The 14,748-nt window shown below is 67.3% G+C and carries 12 protein-coding genes and 1 tRNA gene; 7 read left to right on the forward strand and 6 right to left on the reverse strand.

The annotated features are described in order from the left end of the window. Nucleotides 1–11 precede the first annotated feature (11 nt). On the reverse strand, nucleotides 12–302 hold the full coding sequence (locus ACFP3R_RS02570) for a WhiB family transcriptional regulator (protein WP_380632297.1): 291 nt from the start codon (nucleotides 300–302) through the stop codon (nucleotides 12–14). Nucleotides 303–562: 260 nt separating this feature from the next. On the opposite strand from ACFP3R_RS02570, the gene ACFP3R_RS02575 reads away from it, so the two are divergent. Continuing rightward, on the forward strand, nucleotides 563–3,022 hold the full coding sequence (locus ACFP3R_RS02575; protein WP_380632299.1) for a transglycosylase domain-containing protein: 2,460 nt from the start codon (nucleotides 563–565) through the stop codon (nucleotides 3,020–3,022). Between the two features lie 98 nt (nucleotides 3,023–3,120). On the opposite strand, the gene ACFP3R_RS02580 is transcribed toward ACFP3R_RS02575, so the two are convergent. Continuing rightward, the gene (locus tag ACFP3R_RS02580; RefSeq protein WP_380632300.1) at nucleotides 3,121–3,588 is read right to left on the reverse strand and encodes a GatB/YqeY domain-containing protein; all 468 of its coding nucleotides are present in this window, start codon (nucleotides 3,586–3,588) and stop codon (nucleotides 3,121–3,123) included. Nucleotides 3,589–3,651: 63 nt separating this feature from the next. Between ACFP3R_RS02580 and ACFP3R_RS02585 the strand changes: the two genes are divergently transcribed. Together ACFP3R_RS02585 and ACFP3R_RS02590 are read left to right on the forward strand one after the other, a co-directional pair. Beyond that, nucleotides 3,652–4,611, forward strand: coding sequence for a metallophosphoesterase (locus ACFP3R_RS02585; protein ID WP_380632302.1), 960 nt, complete (start codon nucleotides 3,652–3,654; stop codon nucleotides 4,609–4,611). 33 nt (nucleotides 4,612–4,644) lie between these two features. Then, nucleotides 4,645–4,721, forward strand: a tRNA-Pro gene (locus ACFP3R_RS02590). A 305-nt stretch (nucleotides 4,722–5,026) separates the two neighbouring features. Here the strand turns inward: ACFP3R_RS02590 and ACFP3R_RS02595 are convergent. The 3 genes from ACFP3R_RS02595 to ACFP3R_RS02605 all read right to left on the reverse strand — a co-directional run bounded on the left by ACFP3R_RS02595 (nucleotide 5,027) and on the right by ACFP3R_RS02605 (nucleotide 9,327). Continuing rightward, nucleotides 5,027–7,087: a hypothetical protein gene (locus ACFP3R_RS02595; RefSeq protein WP_380632303.1), complete on the reverse strand. Its 2,061-nt coding sequence runs from the start codon at nucleotides 7,085–7,087 to the stop codon at nucleotides 5,027–5,029. Further along, entirely contained in the window at nucleotides 7,084–8,994 is a 1,911-nt protein-coding gene (locus ACFP3R_RS02600; RefSeq protein WP_380632304.1) for an AAA family ATPase, read from the reverse strand. Before ACFP3R_RS02600 ends, ACFP3R_RS02595 begins: the two co-directional genes overlap by 4 nt. Nucleotides 8,995–9,075: 81 nt before the next feature. Next, nucleotides 9,076–9,327: a helix-turn-helix domain-containing protein gene (locus ACFP3R_RS02605; RefSeq protein WP_380632306.1), complete on the reverse strand. Its 252-nt coding sequence runs from the start codon at nucleotides 9,325–9,327 to the stop codon at nucleotides 9,076–9,078. 250 nt (nucleotides 9,328–9,577) lie between these two features. On the opposite strand from ACFP3R_RS02605, the gene ACFP3R_RS02610 reads away from it, so the two are divergent. Then, complete coding sequence (locus tag ACFP3R_RS02610; RefSeq protein ID WP_380632308.1) at nucleotides 9,578–10,738, forward strand: DNA-methyltransferase; 1,161 nt, start codon at nucleotides 9,578–9,580, stop codon at nucleotides 10,736–10,738. Nucleotides 10,739–11,358: 620 nt separating this feature from the next. Here the strand turns inward: ACFP3R_RS02610 and ACFP3R_RS02615 are convergent. Next, nucleotides 11,359–11,559, reverse strand: coding sequence for a hypothetical protein (locus ACFP3R_RS02615; RefSeq protein WP_380632309.1), 201 nt, complete (start codon nucleotides 11,557–11,559; stop codon nucleotides 11,359–11,361). Between the two features lie 259 nt (nucleotides 11,560–11,818). Here ACFP3R_RS02615 and ACFP3R_RS02620 point away from each other — a divergent pair, with 259 nt between their 5' ends. The 3 genes from ACFP3R_RS02620 (at nucleotide 11,819) to ACFP3R_RS02630 (ending at nucleotide 14,719) form a co-directional block, all read left to right on the forward strand. Next, nucleotides 11,819–12,043: a hypothetical protein gene (locus tag ACFP3R_RS02620; protein WP_380632311.1), complete on the forward strand. Its 225-nt coding sequence runs from the start codon at nucleotides 11,819–11,821 to the stop codon at nucleotides 12,041–12,043. A 61-nt stretch (nucleotides 12,044–12,104) separates the two neighbouring features. Then, the gene (locus ACFP3R_RS02625; RefSeq protein WP_380632313.1) at nucleotides 12,105–12,911 is read left to right on the forward strand and encodes a class I SAM-dependent methyltransferase; all 807 of its coding nucleotides are present in this window, start codon (nucleotides 12,105–12,107) and stop codon (nucleotides 12,909–12,911) included. Continuing rightward, complete coding sequence (locus ACFP3R_RS02630) at nucleotides 12,908–14,719, forward strand: S9 family peptidase (protein WP_380632315.1); 1,812 nt, start codon at nucleotides 12,908–12,910, stop codon at nucleotides 14,717–14,719. Before ACFP3R_RS02625 ends, ACFP3R_RS02630 begins: the two co-directional genes overlap by 4 nt. Nucleotides 14,720–14,748: the final 29 nt, after the last annotated feature.

The raw sequence follows: 14,748 nt of genomic DNA on the forward strand, positions 1-14,748 counted from the left end.
CCGAGGGGGGCTCAGCCGACCTGGGACTCCTCGATGTGCTCCTGGCGCGCGCTGTCGAGCAGCTCGTGCCAGGACGTGACGTCCGGGCGGCGCCGCAGCAGCGCCCGCCTCTCGCGTTCGGTCATGCCGCCCCAGACCCCGAACTCGATCCGGTTGTCCAGGGCCTCGGCCAGGCACTCGGTGCGCACCGGGCAACCGAGGCACACCACCTTGGCCTTGCGCTGTTCGGCGCCGCGCACGAAGAGCTGGTCCGGCTCCTCATCGCGGCACGACGCCTTGATCCGCCAATCCCCCTGATTCATATCTCCCCCACCTCGGTTCACACAGTGCCCAGACTTCCCAAATCCGCCACACCCCTGCCGCGGATGCCGTAGGCTGACCACTGTCGAGTGGCCGAACCCGTGGCTGCTGTCATGGACAGTGACGGACTGTAGAGCCTTCCGGTTCCACCTCCAACCCTGGGTTGCCCACCTGTTACCTGTCTTGAGTACGAGTACTCATCCTGGGTAATCAACACTGCGCGATCTCTCGCCCACTTTCCGTGGCGCGTACCCTGACCTGCATGCGAGCCAGGAACGGCGTGCTGAAACTGCTCGGCCTGTGTCTGCTGGCCGGGGTGCTGCTGTCGGGTCTGCTGTTCCCGGTGGTCGGCTCGCTCGGGCTGGTGTCGAACCGGGCCAGCGACACCGTCGACAGCATCTCCGCGGACCTGGTCACCACCGACCCGCCGTTGATCACCACGATCACGGACAAGGACGGCGTGCCGATCGCCCACCTGTACGACCAGTACCGCGTGCTGGTCCCGCCGGAGAAGATCGCGGACGCGATGAAGGCCGCCCTGGTCTCGATCGAGGACCGCCGCTTCTACGAGCACCAGGGCGTGGACTGGCGGGGAACCATCCGGGCCGGCCTGACCAACCAGTTCAGCGGCGTGGTCACGCAGGGCGCCTCCACGCTCACGCAGCAATACGTGAAGAACTACCTCGTGCACGTGGTGGCGCGCAACAACCTGGTGGAACAGCAAAAGGCGCAGGAGCAGACGATCGCGCGAAAAGCGCGTGAAGCCCGCATCTCCATCCAACTGGAGACCAAGCTGGGCAAGGACGAAATCCTCGCGCGCTACCTGAACGTGGTGCCGTTCGGCTCGACCGTCTACGGCATCGCCGCGGCGGCCCAGGCATACTTCGAGACCACTCCGGACAGGCTGACCGTGGCGCAGTCGGCGATGCTCGCCGGCATGGTCAACAGCCCGTCCGCGCTGAACCCGGAGGTGTTCCCGGAGAAGGCGCTGGAGCGGCGCAACCAGGTCATCGACAAGATGGTCGAGAACGACAAGCTGTCCCGGGACACGGCCGAGGCGGCGAAGGGGGAGCCGCTGGGCCTGGCCACGCCGGTGCGCACGCCGCCCAACGGCTGCGTCGGCGCGGGCCCGGAGAACGGGTTCTTCTGCTCCTACGTGCTGAACTACCTGGAGCGCAACGGTTTCAGCCTGGAGCAGCTCAAGACCGGCGGCTACACCGTGCAGACCACTTTGGACCGCACCATCACCTCCCAGGCCAAGCAGGCGGCCGAGGCGCAGGTGTCCAAGTCCACCAACGGCATCGCCAACACGCTGGCGATCGTGCGGCCGGGCCGGGAGCGCCACGAGGTGGTGGCGCTGGTGGCCAACCGCGACTACGGGTTGAAGGCCGACCAGTTCCAGACCCAGTTCGACCTGCCGTCCGGGGTGGAGAACAAGTTCGGCGCCGGGTCCGTCTACAAGGTGTTCACCGCGGCGGCGGCGCTGGAGAAGGGCATGGGCATCGAGAACACCGTCGCCACGCCCACCTCGCACGTGTCGCGGGTGTTCAAGGGCGGCCCGCCCGGCTGCCCGTCCACCGGCGAGCCGGACACCCGCTGGTACTGCCTGCGCAACTACGACAGCAGCTACCCGGCGCAGATGTCGTTGCAGACGGCGTTGCAGACCTCCCCGAACACCGGGTTCGTGATCCTGGAGGAGCAGCTGGGCATGGACCCGGTGGTGGACATGGCGGGGCGGCTGGGGCTGCGCGAGACCATGGCCACCAACCTCTCGGGCGTGCGGCCGGACACGCGGGCCAAGGACGCCAAGCTGCGGGTGTCGCAGACCGAGTTCTACAAGTCCAACGGCGGCAGCGCGTCGTTCACCCTCGGTCCCGCGCCGACCAGCACGCTGGAGTTGGCGAACGTGGCGGCCACCATCATGAGCGGCGGCGTGTGGTGCCCGCCGTCGCCGGTCTCGAAGGTGCTCGACCGCAACGGCGAGCAGGTGCCGGTCAACGAGGCGCCGTGCGAGCAGGTCGTGGCCGAACCGCTGGCCAACGGCCTGGTGACCGGGCTGTCGAAGGACGACCAGGGCGCGGGCACCGCGGCCGCGGCGGCGCGGGCGTTCAACTGGAAGCGGCCGATGATGGGCAAGACCGGCACCACCGAGGACTACAAGTCGGCGGCGTTCATCGGCTCGACGCCCGAGTTCGCGGGCGCGGTGCAGACGTTCAACGACGGCCCCAACCCGAGCCCGATCTGCGTGGGCGGCGCGCCGCGGCTGTGCCGCGACGGCACGATCTTCGGCGGCACCGTCCCCGCGCGCACCTGGTTCGACGCGATGACCGACGTCCACGCGGGCCTGCCGGTGACGGGCCTGCCCGCGGTCGAGGAGCGCTACCTCAAGGGCGGCAGCGAGATCCGCATCCCGGAGGTGGTCGGCCGCAACGTCAACGACGCCACGCGGACCCTGGAGGAGGCCGGGTACAAGGTCTCCGTGCAGAACCGCAACTCCGAGCAGCCGAAGGGCCGCGTGGTGGGCCAGACGCCGCGGGGCAGCGCGCTGAAGGGCACCGTGGTGACGCTGCTGGTGTCCACGGGCTACGTGCCGCCGCCGCAGCCCACCCAGCCGACCACGGTGCCGGAGCAGCCCCAGCCCCAGCCGACCGGGCCGGGCCGGCCGGAACCCGGGCGGCCCACCGGGGGGATCACCATCCCGATCGAGCCGCCGGGCAGGTAGCGCCGGTGGGGGCCCCGGGCCCCCGCCGGGTCACCGGCGCGCCAGGCCGGCTTCGACTCCACCCGGCGCGCCAGGCCGGCTTCGACTTCACCGCCGCGCTAGGCCAGCTTCGACTTCACCGCCGCGGCCACCCGGCCGCCCTCGGCGCGCCCGGCCACCTCGGCGTTGACCGCCTTCATGACCTGGCCCATCTGCTTCATCCCGGGCCGCTCACCGGACTCGCCGGCCAGGGTCGCGAGCACGCCGTCCACCAGGGTGGCCAGCTCGTCATCGGACAGCTGCGCGGGCAGGTACGCCTCCAGCACCTCCGACTCGGCGCGCTCCAGCTCCGCCTTCTCCGCGCGCCCGGCGCCCGCGAACGCCTCCGCGGCCTCCTTGCGCTTCTTCACCTCGCGGGTGATGACCTTCCGCACCTCGTCGTCGCTCAGCGCGCGGGCGGCCTTGCCGGAGACCTCCTCGGTCGTCACGGCCGTCAGCGCCATCCGCAGCGCGCCCGCCCGGACCGTCTCCCGGTTCTTGATCGCCGCCGTCAGGTCCGCCTGCAACCGCGCCTTCAGCTCCGCCATGGCCGGAACCGTACCGGGCCACCCGGCACGCCCCGAATCGGTCGAGCCCCTACCCTCGAAGGCGTGAACACGCTCGGCCGCGCCCTCCTCGCCACCACCGCACTCGGCACCGCCACCGTCGCCTACGCGGCGGGCATCGAACGGCGGCACTGGACACTCCGGCAGGCCACCGTGCCGGTCCTCGCGCCGGGCTCGGCCCCGCTGCGCGTGCTGCACCTGTCGGACCTGCACATGCTCCCCGGGCAGCGGTCCAAGCAGCGGTGGGTCGCGGCGCTGGCCGAGCTGGAACCCGACCTGGTCGTCAACACCGGCGACAACCTGGCGCACCAGCAGGCCGTGCCCGCGGTGATCCGCGCCCTGGGCCCCCTGCTCGAACGGCCCGGCGCGTTCGTGTTCGGCAGCAACGACTACTTCGCGCCGCGCCCGAAGAACCCGGTGCGCTACCTGCTGCCGTCGGCGAAGACCAAGCGCGTCCACGGCATCCCGCTGCCGTGGCGCGACCTGCGGGCGGCGATGGTGGAGCGCGGCTGGCTGGACCTGACGCACGTGCGCCGGACGTTCGAGGCGGGCGGGCTGAGGATCTTCGCCGCGGGCCTGGACGACCCGCACCTCAAGCGGGACCGCTACGAGGAGATCGCGGGCGAGCCGCCGGCGGCGGACCTGCGGCTGGGCGTGACGCACTCCCCCGAGCCGCGGGTGCTGGACGGATTCGCGGGCGACGGCTACGACCTCGTGCTGGCCGGCCACACGCACGGCGGGCAGCTGCGCGTGCCGGGGTACGGGGCGATCGTGACGAACTGCGACCTGGACCGGTCGCGGGCCCGCGGGGTGTCGCGGTGGGGCGCGCACACGTGGCTGAACGTGTCGGCCGGGCTGGGCACGTCGCCGTACGCGCCGGTGCGCTTCGCCTGCCCGCCGGAGGCGAGCCTGCTGACCCTGGTGGAGCGGCCTGTCGACGCAGGTCAGGCCGGGTTTGGCGCGGAAGTGGACACCCGGTTCGGAGTGGGTGGGGGGATCAGGTAGAGTTCTCCTCGTTCCACCGGGAAGCCGGTGGGGCGGGGTGTGGCGCAGCTTGGTAGCGCGCTTCGTTCGGGACGAAGAGGTCGCAGGTTCAAATCCTGTCACCCCGACCAGCTCAGGCTCGGTCCACCGCGCGGTGGACCGAGCCTGACTTGCTTTGACGTGGCAACAGGTCCGGAGCTTGGTCCGAGCGCACCAGGAGACGGCGCAACCCACGATCTCGACCTTCAGTCGCATGATGTGAGTGTCAACGGCCACGGAGCCCGACTACGGACGAGCCACGGTCCACCAGACCGCAGGACCTCAGCACGAGAAGCTACGGACCTGGTCAGGGTTGTTGGTTGAGACTGCAGGTTCGGTCCTGTCGTCTTGACCACGGATCACGGTGGCAAAGGCGAGGACCAGTCTGAAATGTTCTTCAATCACCTTTGGGTGCGGCAGGCCGGGCAAAAGTGTCAATCACTTGGGTGAGCAGTCTGTCCTCCGTCACAGCAAAGCACCACAGCGCCCTCCAGGTGTTCTGGTGCACTACCGTGCGGTGAGCAGCTGGGTTGCGATAACGCTGACTCAGCCGCCGAAGCGGTACGGTAAGGTCCGCTACGGCATCGGAGGCGAAACCCTGGTTATCCAGAAAATTCCTGACTGCAAGAAATTCAGGTTTTGCTGAAAAATTCACTCCTGCTGATTTTTCCACCAGTGTGATGACCTGCCCTAGAGTGGCCCGCCCCCATACCTCTGACAACTGCTCGTCATGCATCGTTGCAGGTGTTATGACGTGATCGTGCAAGATTCTTTCCACGCCTGCACAAATACCGATGATAGCACCAGAAAAATCATGAGACCATTGAGGCTCATCGTCATCGGCAAGCAGGGAAAATCCGATGTAGTCAGCTGTGGCGAACATCGTCTGCACAGATTCGCCGAGGACGCTCCACCGCTCATCGCCCAGTTCTACCCGCATGCGACGGCGAGAGTGATTGAGCGCGGCTTGCGGGAGGGCGGCCCCGTATGCTTTCAGTTCCTCCTTCGCTGCTCGATAGCCTCTTTCCAAGGCTTGTTCGGCGCCCTCTTGGTCATCAGCGATGAGGACGTCCAGTCTCGGAATAGCGAGCATGTCCAGAACAACGGTCACAAGCGGCGCCACGGCTTCCCTGCTCGCTACGTGCGAGGCCGGGGTGAGCTCGATCGCGAACAAACTGCCGACTCCCTCGCGGGACCTGTACTCGACACTCGACGGTTCCATCGCGGCTGTGCTGTGGTGCAGGATCGCCCCTAGGGGTTCCTGGGCAAGGGAGAAGTTGCTCTGGTAGCCCAGGATCTTGTAGAGCTCGTCGCTGGGCAGGCCCAAGCGCTGCCGCAGTTTCGGGTCGATGATGGCGAACCGTTCTGTACCATCACGCAGAACAGCACGAATAACTATGTCCGGCACACCACCGAGCACCTTTTTTGGCTCATCATTTTGATACCAAAGCGGTCGATGCGCGGGGGAGATACTGGCCGGAGATCTCTGAAAATACACTTCGAGGGTGCCGGAGTACTGGTACCACGTATAAGCAGCACGACCGCGGCGCCATTGCAGGTGCAAGTCGGGTACCGGGACCACCAACTGTGCGGATATTTCTTCCACCAGCAGATGTAGGCACCACAGCTCGAACAACTTCGAGTCGAATTTCTCGCCGTAATAAAATTCCCACTCCAGGTCACCCGGCTCTGCTACGGGTTCACCGATCAATACCTGAGTCACCCAGCCCACCAGATCCCGGTACGGAGCGGGGTTGGCGATCTCCCGACGACGTAGCCGACGTCGTACGTTCGTCAGCAGTTCTTGCTCGGCCCGGCGGTGTACCACGTGTTTAGCCGCAGTCCAACAGGCATGGAACGCAGGAAGGCGAAGCACCCTCTCCAAGGCTTGCCGCTCCTCCGCACAACGCTTCCTCTCCTCGCCCGTCGCCGGTATTCCGACCGCAGTCGAAGCAGCGCGCAACTCTGCCAGGACCCACTGAGCGGCATAGGTCGCCAGGACGTTCTCCGGCGTCTGCTCACTGCGCTGCGCCACCAGCACTGGATACGTGGGTACATCCGTAATCATCCCGAGCCGCGTGATGTAGCGGTTCACATCCAGCGTCCCGCTGAGCTGTCCGGTGCTCTCCTCCGGCTGGAGGTGGTAGCGGAAGGTTGCCCGACCGAGAATGCGCTCCAGGAGTGCACGCAAGCGTCGAGCTGCCGCCAGCGCCACTCGCAGGCGGAGGGCGGCGAGCAGCGCGCCGCCCTCACCGGAGAGGTCTTCGCGGTGCCCGAGCGCTTCGAGCGGAGCCATGGGGCGGCGGCCGGTGGAGAAGTACCGCCCGACCACCGTGATGGCAGCGCCGACAGCGGCTCGTCGCTCAGCCTTGCTCAACGTGCCGCTGCGGGCGGGCAGTGCATCTCCTGGGTCAGGCACAGCCTCCGAACCAGCATTGTTGAATGCAGAATCGGTCATGGTACCCGGTGCGGGTCAACCAGGTGCCGCAATGCCTCTGCGGCGATCCTGAACTGGAGCCTCTCAAACAACTGGGTGAAGAACTCCGCCTCATCCCCCACGCCGGCCATCTGAGGTACCAGTCGATCGGCCACCGCATCGTCCATCATGGCGACCACATCATCCTTGTGGTCGCTCACCCACCGGAGCAGCACGACACGCAGCACGTCCAACACCTGAGCGGTGCCTACCGGCCACCCCGCTCCCTGGTCGGGGTGACGCACACCGTCGATAACGGCCTGCAAACGAGCCAGCACCCCTCCGAACTCCTGGTCCACGACGTTGAGCGGAGGGACGACCAGAACGCTGCCGTACGTCTTCGCGAGCCACTCCTGGGCAGCGGCGAGAGCGTGCCGCAATTCCCGTGTGATAGGAGCGTTCTCGGAAGGCCGCTCATCCGGCACCCCAACTGTGACGAACTGGAATCTCCGCGTCAGTCCCTGTGACATCTGGTTGACGAACGAGGTGTCCAGGTCGTTCATCGCCGCGATGATCCGGAACCTGGAAGGCAGCCAGAGCTTCTTCCGGTTCTCCTGCGGTTCGAACCACAGGTCGATCGGCGTCTTCGCCAGGTGCCTCGGATCGGACGAGGACAGCACCGTGAACAACGAACCGATGGCCTTGTCGATGTCAGCACGGTTGAACTCATCGATAAACAGCCACGTTGCCTGGAAACCTGCGCTGGATCCTTCTACATCCTCTGCCGGGGACAAGTCTTCGGCCAGGTCCTGTCGCACGGTGATGGCGCAGTCGACGGCTGCGGCGGTTACCACGCCGTGCGTTTGGGTCAACTTGCCGTCCCCACTGGGGCGGAACCCGCCGACGACTTGGTACGGGGACCACTCGCTGGTGGCGGTGGTCTGGATCAGGTCGACTTCGAATGCGTCCGCCAGGAAGCGCGCCAACGTCGTCTTCCCCGTACCAGGCGGGCCCTGCAGGACAAGATTGCCGACGAGGAGCGCGGTCACGCATCGACGGACCAGACGCTCCGGGTCGGGTAGCACGATGTACTCACTGTCGAGCCGCCTGAGGACCTGTGCGGCCAACGTCTCGATATGGACATCACGCAGCGTGTGGTGGCAGATGTCTTCGGTCCAGGCGAGGCTTTCGGACTTCCCGTCGGACTGCTGCTCGTCTTCTTGCGGGCGAGACTCCAACCGGATTCCGGATCGCGACGTTGAAGCCCTTTCGGTTTCCTGTCCGTGAAAGAGGTCCGGATTTTTTCCCTGATCAGCTTCTTCGGAAGCGAACAGAGCCGGGCCAAGGTCGGATGAGGCGAGGAGGTCCGGCGTCCACTCCGGCTCTCCCAGAAACGGTTGGATGAACGATGAAGCAGAAGTGATGCGCATAAAGTCCTGCACGGCAAGACCGATCACATCAGCTGCGACCTCATGCAGTTCCTCCTTCTCGGGTTCCGACTTCCAGTCGTGATTACGGGCGAGGAATACCGCCAGCGCGTCTCGTCCAGGCAGCTTCACTCGACCGAGGGACTCGAGCAGGACGCTCAGCGCGTTCGGAAGCAATCCGTTCTTGAAGTGGTTGTCGACAAAGAGGACAGTCTGCTTACCTCTCCTCGTGCCGGTGTTCCACACCGTGGAGCGCCCGGAATCAGCGATCTTCAACCACTTGCCGCTCCCGGAGCGAACGAAAGGGTTGATCCGGCCGTGTGTCGGGTTGTGCGGCAGGAGCACGAACAGGTCATCTACAGCTCGGTCGACGCCGGAGATCGTGTTCGGGTATCGAGCAGCCTGCACCCGACATGCGGCCAAGAAGGTGGACATCCAGTTCGAACGGTGCTTGCTGTCACCAGCATGTTCAGCGAGCTGCTTCAGGGCCTTTTCCAGAGCTTCCTCGGAAACGCGAGGCATTCACACCCCCATGGCGTCGTGTGCGTGCAGTCTACGAGAGACGGGGGTAGCCGGTACGCGGAACGGACGAACAGGGCCCCTTCAACGATCCCCACGTCGCGGCCAAAGAGCTCCGGGGTCCGGCACCAGCGAGGACGGCTTGACGCCGAGCGCTTTTGCGAGCGCGTGAACGGTGCCGACCCGTGGACGTGTGGCCCCCGTCTCAATACGGGCGATCGTGACGCGACCAACTCCCGACTCACAGGCCAGGCGCTCCTGGGTCCAGAGCCGCTTGAGTCGAGCGTACCTTATCCGCTTACCTAGGCTTTGAGCTGGGCTTTCCTCGCTTCTCATGATACTCTAACGATACAAGAATACTACTGACGAACGACAGCCCACCGGGCGAGTTCACCTACCCGGCGCCGTAACATACGTTCGATTGGCAACACACGCATGACGATGGAGGAACACCCCTGTGGCCACCGCCCCGAGTCCCCGGTTGCCGGACATCAAGCCGAGGACGCCCGTAGTCGCGCTCGACCGGTCCGCGTGGGTCGGCCGAGCGGAGCGGTTCGCCCTTGCACGCGTAGCCCCTGTCGTCGGCATGGCGGTGCCCTTCATCCGGCGCGTGGTCGACCACAACAGCACCTTGTCCGTGGACGACGTACTGCTCCTGCTCGATCAGGATGCGTTTTCCGAGACCTTCGTCCCGCGCAGCAAGGTACTTCAATATCTCACCACCGAACCGCAACTTCCTGAAGCCTCCGAACCGATCGTTGATCCGGACCCTTACGCTCTCGTGCATGGCAACGTCCTGGGCCGCCTGCGGCGAATCGCCCACAGTTCTGTGCAGTGCGTAGTGACATCAAGCCCTTATTGGGGGATGCGCATCTATAAAGATTCCGTTACAGTTACCTGGGCCGACGGCGAAGAATGTGTTTACGGTCACGAGCAGACGCCCGATGGATTTATCCGTCATACTATTCAGATCCTTCACGAGCTAGGTTCAGTATTGACCGGTAACGGCTCGATCTGGTGGAACCTGGGCGACACCTACAACACACGCACGCAGATCCGGAGCAATGCAGCCGAGACGCTGCGTGCAATGCAGGGAAAAGATACCCGATCTTGGGGCGACTATGAGTGCCGAAGGTACAGTGCAGGACACGTGTACCTGAAAGATGGCGAACAGGCAATGATCCCCTCACAGGTGGCGGAGCGGGCCAGTCGGATCGGCTACCACGTCAAGAGCATGATCAGCTGGGCGAAGATCAGTAGCACCCCCGAGCCACAGAACTCCAGGGTCAGCAGGGCGGTGGAGTATGTCCTGCACCTTTCCAAGACGCGCACGCCGAAGTTCGACAAGTCGGGTTACCTCACCACCAAAGCCGCGCTGGGCGGCCGCAACCACGTTGAGTCTGAAAAACTGTCCGACGTGTGGGTAATGCAGACTTCCAGTGGTCGAGGTGGGCACGGAGCTCAATTCCCTACCGCCCTGCCCGGTCGGTGCATCGTACTGAGCACTGATCCTGGCGATGTTGTACTGGATCCCTTTGTTGGAAGCGGTAGTTCCGGTGTCGCAGCCCTCAAGTTGAAGCGTCGATTCATCGGTGTTGATGTGTCTCAAACCTATCTCAAGACCGCCGAGAAGGTACTCAACTCCATTCCCGACGAAGCTCTCGACGAGGTGCCCACCGTTGAATCCGCACCCTCAGAAGATCCGACGGAAGAGCCCTTGATGCTTCCGATGACGGACATAGCATAGAAAGTCACCGCGGCACACGGCCACTATATAGAACGCCAATTTCGGCTGGCAGGGCAGACAGATCGGCAGGCTTCTGCGGCAGAGAATCTCGGATGAAGAGGTCCAGTTCTCCGAGTATTAGCGATCGTCGCGACCTATGACCTGCAGTCCATGGCCACGGTTGCACAGCATATCAGGAACGTTTGTCGTGAATGCTCTCCACCTCGTACCATACGGGGGGTCGAGGGCTGAATGCCTTCAGAAATTTCATGTCCTGGTCGTGGAAGCATGAGGAACCGAGGCGGCACCGCGCCGCGCTGGACAGACGACTCTGAATGCTGCTACCGAGCTTCACAAGGCCAATAAGTTCGGGTTGACCGTGAACCGCAGTACCGAGCACAGGCGCGAACAAACGCGCTCTACCGCGTCGGCTGAACCGACTGTGCTCGTGGTGCTGGCTACCGGCAGATGCGCTGCGGCCCTGGGCGATAGCACTATCACGTAGCTGCGCGATGGGTATATGACCCGCGGTTTGGTCGCCGTGCCAGCACGGCGTACCTCTTGAGAACGTGTACGGGGTCGCCGCGCGGGCGCGGGTCGGCCGGGTCCGGGGGGAGCCCCGACCGACCCGCCGAAGAGGACTAGCGCGCGTGCGGGCGCAACTCGGCGAGCTTGCGGAGCAGTTCCCCGACCTCGTTCCAGTCGAGCTTCGCCGACTCGCCGGGCGGGGTGTGGAGGCACACGTCGCCGTCCTCCGTCAGGGACACCTCCAGCGTCCGCCGACGACCCAGCGCGTCCACGCACGGCACGCGGCCGCCCTGCCGAACCGTGTTCTCGATCATCGGTCAGACCTCCCCTGTTCGGGTTCGTATGTTCGGAACGTCGTTCGTCCGATCGTGGGCGTTACGCACTACTCCCCGCTGTTGCCACAGTGATTACTTGGCCACCAAGCGAAGGGTCGTCACGTTCCGTTAGCCCGAACGAGTGAAGGTTGACGATTCAACTCACTGAACGTAACGAGCGGCGGGGCTCGTGCGACGACGAGGCAGCGCGCCCGGACCGAGGTCCGAGGTCCGGGCGCCACCAGCCGAGGAGAGTCCCATGAGCATCACCTCCGCCTCCCGCCCCGCCTCCCGCGGCTGGCTCCCCGTCCTGGCGTGGACCCACGTCACGCTGGGGTTAGCCGGTGTCGTGGCGGTCCTGGCCTCGCCCCTGTTCGGCCTCGTGACGGGCGCCCTGGTCCTCACCGCGGCCCTCGCGGTCCGCTCGTTGCGCCGCGCCGCGCTGACCGTGGACCGGATCTTCGAGGAGGAGCTGGACCGCTGACGACGAAGTCGAGTGGTCACTCTCCGCTTCCTCCCACCCGGCCGGTTGGCATGATCGGGTGGTGACAGATCGCGCGGAACGCACCGCCCGGCGCCGTCGGCTGTACGGCGAGGGCGACCTGGCCGCCCTGCCGGTGTTCGCCGGCGGCTTCATCAACTTCGGCTACTGGCGCGGTGTCGACCTCGCCGGCGAGCTGACCACCGAGCAGCGCGTCGCCAGCCAGGAGGCCCTCTACGACCTCGTCCTCGACGCCCTGGCCCCCCGCCCCGGCGACCGCGTCCTGGAGGTCGGCTCCGGGGGCGGCGTCGGCGCCCGCCGCACCCTGCGCCACGACCCCGCGCTGGTCCGCGGCCTGGACCTGGAGCCGGAGCAGGTGGCCCGCGCCACCGCCGCCAACGACGACCCGCGCGTGGCGTTCACCACGGGCGCCGCGCACGACGTGCCGTTCCCCGACGCCTCCTTCGACCGCCTGCTGTCCGTGGAGGCCGCCCAGCACTTCGAGGACGTCCCGGGCTTCGCGCGGGAGGGCGCGCGCGTGCTCGTCGACGGCGGCCGGTTGGCGGTGACCACGTTCTTCGCCACGAGCGCGGCCGCCGCGCCGGAGCTGGTCCGGCTGGTCCGCTCCTTCACCTCCGGCCTCGACCTGCCCCACCCCGTGGACGAGGTGCTCGACCACCTGCGCGCCGCCGGCCTCGCGGACGTGACCGCGACGAGCATCGGCGAGCACGTGTGGTCGGGCCTGGACCGCTGGCTCGAACTCGGCCCGCACCCGAACGGGTGGGACCGCGCCTACCGGCGGGCCGCCGACCGGGGTCTGCTCGACTACTACCTGGTCACCGCCGGGAAGCCGGCAGGATCGGGGGTGTGACGACGCACCCGACCGCCGAGGTCCCCGACCCGCTGCTCCCCGACGCCGAGGCCGAGGCGCGCTGGCGCGCCCGCTTCACCGCGCCGCGCGTCAGCCTGCCCGGCTGGGCCGACGACGCGCCGGACCGCAACCTGTACCTGTCGAACGCCGGCGGGGTGTGGGAGGTCTACGCCTGGGACCGGGCCGCCGACACCCACCGGAGGGTCACCGACCGCCCGAACGGCACCTCCCACGCCGCGCTCACCCCCGACGGCGCGGAGATCTGGTGGTTCGACGACACCGACGGCGACGAGTTCGGCACCTGGGTGAGCGAGCCGTTCACCCCGGGCGGGAGCCCGCGGCCCGCCGTCGAGGGCGTGCCCGCGGCGTACCCGGCGGGCCTGGAGATCGGCCACGACGTGGTCGCCGTCGGCACCTCCACCGACGACGGCACCACCGTCTACGTCTCGCGCGGCGGCGGCCCCGCCGAGGTGGTCTACCGGCACGAGAACGACGGCGGCGTGTCCGCGCTGTCCAAGGACGAGACGCTGGTGGTGCTCGCGCACTCCGAGCACGGCGACAACCGGCACGCCGCGCTGCGCGTGGTGACGCCGACCGGCGAGCGGGTCGCGGACAAGTGGGACGGCCCCGGCAAGGGCCTCGACGCGATCGCGTTCAGCCCGGTGCGCGGCGACAACCGGCTGCTGGTCGGCCACGAGCGGCGCGGCCGGGACGAGCTGCTGATCTGGGACGTCGCCGCCGGCACCGAGACCGAGGTCGTGATCGACCTGCCCGGCGAGATCAGCGCCGACTGGTACCCGGACGCGCGGGCGCTGCTGGTCGCGCACACCTTCCGGGCGCGCAACACGCTGCACCGCTACGACCTGGGCACCGGCGGGCTGACCCCGCTGGACACCCCGCCCGGCACGGTCGGCGGCGCGCACGTGCGCCCGGACGGCGCGGTGGAGTACTCGTGGTCCTCGGCGGCCCGGCCGGGCGTGGTGCGGGTGCTCGGCGCGGACGGCGACGAGCGGGTGCTGCTCACGCCGCCCGGCCACGAGGCGCCGCCCTCGGTCGACCTGGAGGACGTGTTCGTCGGCGAGGTGCACGCCCTGGTCGCGCGGCCGTCCGGCGCGCCCGATGGCCCGCTGCCGACCGTGTTCCACCTGCACGGCGGGCCGCACTCGGCCGACGAGGACCGGTTCTCCGCCTACCGGGCGGTGTGGCTGGACGCCGGGTACGCCGTGGTCCACGTCAACTACCGCGGCTCCACCGGCTACGGCTCGAAGTGGCGTGACGCGATCGAGGGCAGGCCGGGCCTGACCGAGCTGGAGGACGTGGCGGCGGTGCACGACTGGGCCGTCTCCTCCGGGTTCGCCGACCCGGCGAGGTGCGTGGTCAACGGCGCGTCGTGGGGCGGCTACCTCACCCTGCTGGCCCTGGGCACCCAGCCCGAGCGGTGGGCGGCGGGCGTGGCGGGCGTGCCGGTGGCCGACTACCTGGCCGCCTACGAGGACGAGATGGAGCCGCTGCGGGCGTTCGACCGGGCCCTGTTCGGCGGGTCGCCGCAGGAGCTGCCCGACCGGTACCGCGAGTGCTCGCCGCTGACCTACGTGGACGCGGTGCGCGCGCCGGTGCTGGTGCTGGCGGGCGAGAACGACCCGCGCTGCCCGATCCGGCAGATCGACAACTACCTGGACCGGCTGGCCGAGCGCGGCGCCGCCTACGAGGTGTACCGGTACGACGCCGGCCACGGCTCGCTGGTGGTCGCGGAGACCATCCGGCAGACCGCGGCCGAGGTCGCGTTCGTGCGGCGCGTGCTGGGCTGAGGAGTTCCCGGTGGCCCGGGAACGGACCA

It is taken from the genome of Saccharothrix lopnurensis, from assembly GCF_042658445.1.
GTDB classification, from domain to species: Bacteria; Actinomycetota; Actinomycetes; order Mycobacteriales; family Pseudonocardiaceae; genus Actinosynnema; species Actinosynnema lopnurensis.

Bases quoted from the DNA above. Each gene is read 5' to 3' on its own strand.
- ACFP3R_RS02570 (WP_380632297.1), bottom strand. From the start codon at position 302: ATGAATCAGGGGGATTGGCGGATCAAGGCGTCGTGCCGCGATGAGGAG.
- ACFP3R_RS02620 (WP_380632311.1), top strand. From the start codon at position 11,819: ATGAGCATCACCTCCGCCTCCCGCCCCGCCTCCCGCGGCTGGCTCCCC.
- ACFP3R_RS02615 (WP_380632309.1), bottom strand. From the start codon at position 11,559: ATGATCGAGAACACGGTTCGGCAGGGCGGCCGCGTGCCGTGCGTGGAC.
- ACFP3R_RS02575 (WP_380632299.1), top strand. From the start codon at position 563: ATGCGAGCCAGGAACGGCGTGCTGAAACTGCTCGGCCTGTGTCTGCTG.
- ACFP3R_RS02600 (WP_380632304.1), bottom strand. From the start codon at position 8,994: ATGCCTCGCGTTTCCGAGGAAGCTCTGGAAAAGGCCCTGAAGCAGCTC.
- ACFP3R_RS02610 (WP_380632308.1), top strand. From the start codon at position 9,578: ATGGCGGTGCCCTTCATCCGGCGCGTGGTCGACCACAACAGCACCTTG.
- ACFP3R_RS02595 (WP_380632303.1), bottom strand. From the start codon at position 7,087: ATGACCGATTCTGCATTCAACAATGCTGGTTCGGAGGCTGTGCCTGAC.
- ACFP3R_RS02605 (WP_380632306.1), bottom strand. From the start codon at position 9,327: ATGAGAAGCGAGGAAAGCCCAGCTCAAAGCCTAGGTAAGCGGATAAGG.
- ACFP3R_RS02580 (WP_380632300.1), bottom strand. From the start codon at position 3,588: ATGGCGGAGCTGAAGGCGCGGTTGCAGGCGGACCTGACGGCGGCGATC.